The organism is Methylobacterium sp. WL103, assembly GCF_008039885.1.
In the GTDB taxonomy this organism is placed as follows: domain Bacteria; phylum Pseudomonadota; class Alphaproteobacteria; order Rhizobiales; family Beijerinckiaceae; genus Methylobacterium; species Methylobacterium cerastii.
In genome coordinates, this window is sequence record NZ_VRUX01000931.1 from 1 (window position 1) to 1153 (window position 1153).

Genomic DNA, 1153 nt, shown 5'->3' on the forward strand with positions numbered 1-1153 from the left:
CTCCTGGTTCGGCAGCACGCCGATGCCGACCACGACGAGGTCGGCCGGCATTTCCCGCCCGTCCGAGAGGCGGATGGCGCCGGCGCGGCCCCCCTCCCCCGTGATCGCGACGACGCCGGCGCCGAAGGCGAAGCGGACGCCGAGGTTTTCGTGCGCAGCGCGAAAGAACGCCCCGGTTTCCACTGAAACTGCACCCGCCACCCGAGCGTCTTCGCCGCCGGTCTGTCCGCCGACGGCACCGTGCGGATCGAATCGGTGCAGAACGCGATCGACCAGGGCCGGTGCCTCGCCGCCCGCCTCACGGGGCGGCCCGCGGCCTACGCGGCGCTGCCGTGGTTCTGGAGCGACCAGGGCCGCTTCAAGCTCCAGATCGCCGGCTTGTCCGGCCCGTCGGACCAGTCCGTCCGGCGCGGGGAGGGCGAGGCGTTCTCGGTCTTCCGCTACCGCGGCGAGCGCTTGGTCGCAGTCGAGTCGATCAACCGCGCCGGCGACCACATGATCGCCCGCCGCATCCTCGGCGCCGGCCGCACGCCGACACCGGCTCAGGCCGCCGACCCGACGTTCGACCTCAAGCTTTTCGCGATGGCTTGAAACGCGTCGACCACGCGCGGCCGGGCCGGGCGAGGTCGAACGTTTTTGGCTGATGCGGCGTGAGCCGCCAGGGACAGGTCTACCGTCGCAGGCGCGGCGTCTTCAGGAAATCAGGTCGAGCCGGGCCGCTTCGAGCCCGTTGCTGCGCACCGATTCCGGCAGCGCGAGGAAGTCGCGATAGCCGGCCTCGCGCGCCATCGCGTCGAGGGCGGTGGCCTCGTTCTCGGCCGAACCGGTCCACAGGACGACGCCGTTCTTGATCTGACGAATCTGGAAGATGCTCATGGCAGCCCCGCGGGTGTGGTTATGAAAGCTTAACGTGCTGAATGCGACCCGGTTGCCGGTATTCCGCGCTCTATTTTCAAGCCTCCACTTCGCGGGTGGGCCGACCGGTCCGTGCCATCAAAACGCCGGGCTGCGCTGCGACACGACCGGCTCGGGCGTGCCCGCGCCTGCCAGCTGGACCACCTCCGTGATGCCATCCTTCGTTGCCGCCCTGCGTGTCGCTGGCCTCGCGGCGGTCCTGTGCGCGGGCGCCGCGCCCGCCGACGCGGTCGAGACC

At 70.8% G+C, this 1153-nt stretch carries 3 protein-coding genes and 1 pseudogene; 2 read left to right on the forward strand and 2 right to left on the reverse strand.

Going from position 1 to position 1153, the window contains the following annotated elements; translation table 11 throughout:
• Window positions 1-201: FAD-dependent oxidoreductase (locus tag FV222_RS30220; protein ID WP_348644952.1), on the reverse strand; the 201-nt coding region annotated here is incomplete at its 3' end.
• Between FV222_RS30220 and FV222_RS30225 the strand changes: the two are divergent.
• Window positions 187-591, forward strand: a pseudogene (locus tag FV222_RS30225) (oxidoreductase C-terminal domain-containing protein); the annotation flags it as partial. The gene FV222_RS30220 and the pseudogene FV222_RS30225 sit on opposite strands and share 15 nt — an antisense overlap.
• A gap of 102 nt (window positions 592-693) precedes the next feature.
• On the opposite strand, the gene FV222_RS26815 reads toward FV222_RS30225, so the two are convergent.
• On the reverse strand, window positions 694-876 hold the full coding sequence (locus FV222_RS26815; protein WP_147761969.1) for a hypothetical protein: 183 nt from the start codon (window positions 874-876) through the stop codon (window positions 694-696).
• A gap of 34 nt (window positions 877-910) precedes the next feature.
• On the opposite strand from FV222_RS26815, the gene FV222_RS30760 reads away from it, so the two are divergent.
• A partial coding sequence (locus tag FV222_RS30760; RefSeq protein ID WP_210248517.1) for a hypothetical protein occupies window positions 911-1153 on the forward strand: 243 nt, incomplete at its 3' end.

Excerpts from the sequence above, each read along its gene's own strand:
- FV222_RS26815 (WP_147761969.1), bottom strand. The coding sequence starts at position 876 with ATGAGCATCTTCCAGATTCGTCAGATCAAGAACGGCGTCGTCCTGTGG.